This window comes from Pseudomonas sp. MF6751, assembly GCF_016613265.1.
GTDB classification, from domain to species: Bacteria; Pseudomonadota; Gammaproteobacteria; order Pseudomonadales; family Pseudomonadaceae; genus Aquipseudomonas; species Aquipseudomonas fluorescens_BV.
This window is the reverse complement of sequence record NZ_JAENSV010000087.1, coordinates 1-5697: the sequence shown is the minus strand read 5'-3', so window position 1 is coordinate 5697 and position 5697 is coordinate 1. Positions and strand designations below refer to the sequence as shown.

Below are 5697 nucleotides of genomic sequence, written 5' to 3'. Positions count from 1 at the left end.
GCGACTGACACACCGCCTTCGCGGGCAAGCCCAATGCCGATCAATTAAACGAACGCAATGCCCAAAGCAACGAAGATCCAATGTGGGAGCTGGCTTGCCTGCGAAAGCGGTAGTGCAGCAACAGATGAAGCGACTGACACACCGCCTTCGCGGGCAAGCCCAATGCCGATCAATTAAACGAACGCAATGCCCAAAGCAACGAAGATCCAATGTGGGAGCTGGCTTGCCTGCGAAAGCGGTAGTGCAGCAACAGATGCAGCGACTGACACACCGCCTTCGCGGGCAAGCCCGCTCCCACAGGGGAACTGCGTTTAACCCTGACTGGTATTAGTCCAAGCCCGCCCACCAACAGCAGCCTGCCTTCGCACAGCCCTACTTGAGCTCCTTCACCAGGTACTGCGCAGAAATCTGCGTAATCCCGGTCAACGCCCGGCGCAAAGCTTCCGGGTCCGTGCGGTAGGTTAACGGCGTATAGCCATAAACGTTCTGACCATTAAACGGCGTGACCGCTTCAAAGGTGCGCCAGATCATCTCATCGCCGCGATCCATCTGCGCTAACACGTTAAGGGTCGGATAAATCACACTGCTGAAACCCTGGGTCAGGCGAAAGCCCCACTCGGACACGGTCAGCTGAATCTGCGCATCAGCCGGCTCATCGTCGCCGACCACCTTGAGCGTCGACGTCTTACCCAACTCATCGACAAAGCCCTGCTTGAGCAACACGCCAACATCGAGTTTTTCCGCCTCCATCACCGTCAGAATAGCCACCGGCGTCGGCATCTCGGCCAACTGCCCAAGCTTCATGCCGCCGGCAAACCCGGCACCACTCAACGCCGCAGTACCCACCTTGGACGCCCCGCTGGCCATGCCAACACCCGCGCCAACCCCGGCACCCAGGGCCGCGCCCCAGGCCTGTTCGCGGCCGAAGTACACCATGTTCTTTTCCCACTTCACGGGCAGGACTTTGACGGTCTTGATCTGCGCGCGGTTTTCGGGAGTGAGGGGGTGGCTGACGCAGCCGCCGAGGATGAGGGTGGTGAGGAGAATGAGGAGGAGGTTTTTCACATTGGTCCTTTAATGTTTGGGGTGAGGCTTTCAGATTTGCATAGTCGTAGTGCGTTTGTTCGTGAGCAGTATGTCGGCAATGGGTGGCAAGACGTTAGTAGCTGCGTACACGCTCCGAAGCAGCGGCATTTTGATGCCTTGCGCGGGCTTGGTGGTGCGGCTTATAGTCCGGCCGTCGCTCAAAAAGCGACCGGGTTTGGCGACCCGAAGAACGAGCCCTCAATAATCCAGAGAGCTTAATGATGAATCGATACATTCCCCTAACCGGCCACGACTGCACCGTCCCAGCCCTGATCATCGACACCCAGGCACCTCTCGACGTCCTTCACGACGCCGCCGTGCACCGCATTCGGGCCGTCACCCAACTGCTGGAAAACCTGGCCTTCCGCGAACAACTCAGCAGCGATGCCGTAGTACTTTCAGACTTCGCCCATTTGCTGGCCATTCCGCTGCGCGATGGGTGTGATTTGCTGGATGTCATCAGTCGCAGGCTTAATGCCGATCCGTCCTGAGTGAAAATCGGGCGGCCTTTGTGTCGCCCGCTTTGCGCTCAATTCCCTTGGCCACTCTCTTTACGATTTTTCAACCAGGACTGTATCCAAACGCCTACCCCAGTAGGTATTGCATAGGCAAAAACACCGGGTAACATATCTACGATTTCAGCCCAACTAAAGTCCCATACACCAATCTTTGAATAATTAACCAGCACCCCCATGAGCTTTGCGATAACCCCCACCAACAAAAACAATAAAAACAGATAAATCAACAATAACAAAAACGCCTGCCACCTTGATCTAGGCTTAATCACTTTCCCTTCCCATTTCCTTCCCTTTTCTCCCAGAGTCACCTCAACAAACTATAAACAAACAAAGAAAATGTTTCACATAACTTCTTAACACTCATATCTGCAGAGTCTATTTTCACTACAGCCCATTTATCATTTTTATCAAAACCGACGCATCGCCCCTGCATATCATCACCAAAAATCATAACACTTTCGAATTGCGCCGCAGTCTCATCATCAAAAATATCACTTGCCTCTAGGAGGCCGTTATAAAGCATAAATCCGGCTGTTTCAATTTCCCCACTTCCGAACTCCTGCAAAAACTCCAAGTAATCATCAGGAGCATTTTTCTGCCCTACCTTTATTGCATTAAGACTGACATCATCTACAGCAGCCAAGCCATCAAGCAAATGCTCTTCTTTCTTACTCTTCAAAAAAGTTTTAATATCCACCTTCACCCCCTACTTTTTATCTGAAAAAATTTCTCTGGCCACACCTCCAGCACGATGTATTCCACCCTAATGCCGATCCGGAAATCAGAAAAAGGGAACAGATTTGTTTAATAGATTTTTCAACCTTAATTCAAATATAACAAAAGGGGACAGATTTATTTAATACGCCTTCCAACTCCAGCCTAAATAAATTCGCCATATTTCTTTATATATATCACCCTAAAACAAATAGCAACTTTCTAAATTATTAGTTTCATACTTCCATGACACTATCCTACTTTCCGGAGACACAAGCACCGAATAGCGGCAATTCCTAATCCAGGTTATGTAGTAGCGCGTCCCGCTGCTTTCTTTTACTACCCTATCGAACGTTTTTTCTTTGTTAGCGGGGGACCAAAATGGCTCAGTACATGTATGGGGCGTGCGCGAGCAAATGCTGTATACGTGAGATTCAAACGTGGTACCTACCCATCCATCTTTACTGGATACCCACGCAGACCGTGACGGCGCGCAACCCGCAATCAGAAATACAACTACCATTATTACGCTAATTTTGCTCACGCTTTCTCTCCGATTCTATTTTTGGCCGATACTTGTCATATAAAGCACCGTAATTAGTCATTAGAGCTGGAGGCATACTGCCCAAATTTTCAAACAATGACATTGGCGCGGCTTTATAAGCTTCAAGGTCAATCATCCATCCATCATGCAGCGTGGCAAACGCATTAAACCCAGGTATTTGATTGAGCATATTGCTGATGGGGGTCCCATGGCATACCGCATAGAAGCTTTCACACTCAATGGCTTTATTTAAACCAATATTCTTCCCTTCTCGCATCACATCGTCTGTGTACTGCCTCGGAACGAAACCGTCGGCTCCAGCCTCATATGCTGGCCCTGTGTCCCTATCGACTCCTGGCCGGACATCAGGCCCGCGACCAGCAGAGAACTCATAGACCTCCGTCATCGCTCCGGTACCCGCAATCGTCAGCCACGACTTTTTATCTGAACCGCTCAGCACACCTTTCAACGTAGTATTCGCTGTATAGGCCTTGACTCGCTCAGCGTAGCTCACCGTTTTGTAGTTACCGTCGGAAGTCAACTCACGCCCCCAGCCATTGGTAAATGCCGCACCAAAACCTGAACAAAAGGGGACTGATTTATTTAATGCACCTTTAAACTCTAATTTAAATAAATCCGCCCCCTTTTCTCTCTTTTCTTTACCCTTAAAACAGCAGTTAAACGACATAACATCCTTTTACGTTAGAAGTTTCGTATCTCCATGACTTTATTAGCCGATCCGCAGCGACAAAAACCGAATATCGGCAATCTCTAATCCAAGTTATGTAATACCGCCTGCCTCCGTTTTCATCAACAACCTTATCAAAGGTCTTATTTTTATTTACAGGCGACCAATATGAGTCGCCACATCCTCGAGTGCAGTCTTTGTAAAGATGGGAATCGAAATGAGTACCTACCCATAGATTCATTCCATTTTCCCAATTGGAATGGGAAGGTGCGCAGCCAGCCAAGGCCGACAATAATACTACTAAAAGCCATTTATTAATTTTCACGCTTTTTCTCCGACTCAATTGCTGGGCGGTACTTATCGTACAGTGCTCCATAATTTACAAGCAGAGCAGGCGGCACGAACAAAAGGGGACAGATTTATTTAATACGCTTATCCCAGCACAAATTTAAATAAATCTGTCCCCTTTTCGTCACTAGTGTTATCAGTGTCATTTTCTAAAAATTTGATCAGCGCCTGAATGTGATATAGCGGAATATCCTCAACGTCCAACTCAGAGGCATCTGCAACGTCAGCTCCTTCAGGAATTCCGTATAGAATATCTTGAGTTTCTTTGTCCATGATTATGGCCCATTACTTTATATGATTAAAATAGCCCGATGGAACACAACCTTTGATCAAACATTCACCATCTCTAGTCGCGTTGCGTATGTCTCTCGCCGCGGATTCTAATTTATCAGTATTTTTTCTAGTAGGGTTAGTGTCAAAATTTTGCTGGGCGCGATTCAATTTTGCTTGAAGCTCTGCCTGCACCTTTGCGCTTTCTAAGATTTCTGTTCCAGACAGCTTACCTGCATCTATATCTTTCTGTAAGCGCCCAATATCAATTGCAATTTGATGAACTCCATAGTCTTAGTGAAAAAGGGGACAGTGAAAAAGGGGACAAATTTATTTAATGCGCCTTTAAACTTTAATTTAAATAAATCCGTCCCCTTTCCTGTCCCCTTTTCTCCCTTTTCTCTCAAATAAAATCTGCCCGCTTTTCTTATTTGGAGAGAAAAGTAGAAACATTACTGACTAGCAATCAACGGAACCGCTCAATCAGATCCGCCTCGATCTGACCGAGTAAGTTATCCTTATCTTCACCATTTTCCACAATCAAATAATTCCCTATTTGACTGTCGTGATAAACAGTTAACATAACCCCATTACATATCAACACCCAACGTCGAGAATAAATATTATCAGCGGTTTGAACTGGGCTCGCCTGCCAATATTTTTTTAAATATTTTACAATCGAGTCAAAACCATCCCAATCAGAAGAAAAGCCTAAATGACACTCGACCATCCCATCAGAGTTAACTCTTTTAGTTATAATTGGCAACGACTCATCCATTCAGTCAACTCCAAGACGCTTATTAACTTCTGCTCTAGTTCTTTGAGAACTGTCTAAAATAGCTTTATAAATATCATCACCTGACAAGCCCTGGGATTTTCTGTAGTCGATCATTTCGGACCATGTCATATTAGGTTCTTCTCCAATCAAGCGATCTGCACTTACCCTATCCGACATAAACTCTCTAGCTTGAGCTCTATTTTCATTCCTCATATCAAAAGCTTGTTTAGCTTGAGTTTCTAAGGGTGCACTCTTATCGACACGATCTAGAATTTTCGAATCCTCATTCAAATACCATTGACGCGCTTGTAGATTTGTTTTTGTACCTCTTAATGGATTATCTCCATACAGAGCGTAAAACTCCGCACTTCTGAGGTTAACGATATCTGGACTGAAAGAAGTCCCTTCTAGTGTCGGTGTACCACCCGAAAATTCAATAGGCTTGCTGGGCAGTGTATTTGCGCTGTTACGTAGAGTCCAACGCCCACCAATCCACTCAACTGCCTTGCCGCCCACGCCCGCGGTAATTGCCCCCGTGGCTGCATCAAACACAATTCCGCCAAGCTTATCCGGGGTTGCAAAAATCAGCTCGTCGCCGGCCCGCTCGAGGCTCTGTGCTGGTATGGGGGGCGGTTGCAGAAGCTGAGTGCAACACGGTTATTGATTTGAAGCTGGAGCATGATGCCGCATAGCCATGGCTTCCTGCATCACCTCGCCCATGACTTCGATCGGGCACTTGAAATCGAAGCGT

The 5697-nt window shown here is 47.2% G+C and carries 8 protein-coding genes; 1 reads left to right on the top strand and 7 read right to left on the bottom strand.

Features of this window, described 5'->3' with window-relative positions:
- Positions 1-372 precede the first annotated feature (372 nt).
- The gene (locus JJD66_RS27760; RefSeq protein ID WP_054920389.1) at positions 373-1065 is read right to left on the bottom strand and encodes a hypothetical protein; all 693 of its coding nucleotides are present in this window, start codon (positions 1063-1065) and stop codon (positions 373-375) included.
- Between the two features lie 254 nt (positions 1066-1319).
- On the opposite strand from JJD66_RS27760, the gene JJD66_RS27755 reads away from it, so the two are divergent.
- Positions 1320-1577, top strand: a complete 258-nt coding sequence (locus JJD66_RS27755) for a hypothetical protein (RefSeq protein ID WP_005783616.1) — start codon at positions 1320-1322, stop codon at positions 1575-1577.
- A gap of 38 nt (positions 1578-1615) precedes the next feature.
- Here the strand turns inward: JJD66_RS27755 and JJD66_RS27750 are convergent, their stop codons facing one another.
- The 6 genes from JJD66_RS27750 to JJD66_RS27725 form a co-directional block, all read right to left on the bottom strand.
- Positions 1616-1912, bottom strand: a complete 297-nt coding sequence (locus JJD66_RS27750) for a hypothetical protein (protein WP_127880564.1) — start codon at positions 1910-1912, stop codon at positions 1616-1618.
- The gene (locus JJD66_RS27745; RefSeq protein WP_106117644.1) at positions 1909-2301 is read right to left on the bottom strand and encodes an SMI1/KNR4 family protein; all 393 of its coding nucleotides are present in this window, start codon (positions 2299-2301) and stop codon (positions 1909-1911) included. The genes JJD66_RS27750 and JJD66_RS27745 overlap by 4 nt, the downstream gene beginning before the upstream one ends.
- Before the next feature lie 547 nt (positions 2302-2848).
- Entirely contained in the window at positions 2849-3550 is a 702-nt protein-coding gene (locus tag JJD66_RS27740; protein ID WP_202690907.1) for a hypothetical protein, read from the bottom strand.
- A 432-nt stretch (positions 3551-3982) separates the two neighbouring features.
- Positions 3983-4171 (bottom strand): hypothetical protein, encoded by a 189-nt coding sequence (locus JJD66_RS27735; protein ID WP_200649515.1) that lies wholly within the window; start codon positions 4169-4171, stop codon positions 3983-3985.
- Positions 4172-4634: 463 nt separating this feature from the next.
- Complete coding sequence (locus JJD66_RS27730; protein WP_200649514.1) at positions 4635-4946, bottom strand: hypothetical protein; 312 nt, start codon at positions 4944-4946, stop codon at positions 4635-4637.
- Entirely contained in the window at positions 4947-5498 is a 552-nt protein-coding gene (locus JJD66_RS27725) for a hypothetical protein (RefSeq protein WP_200649513.1), read from the bottom strand. It lies immediately after the preceding gene.
- Positions 5499-5697: the final 199 nt, after the last annotated feature.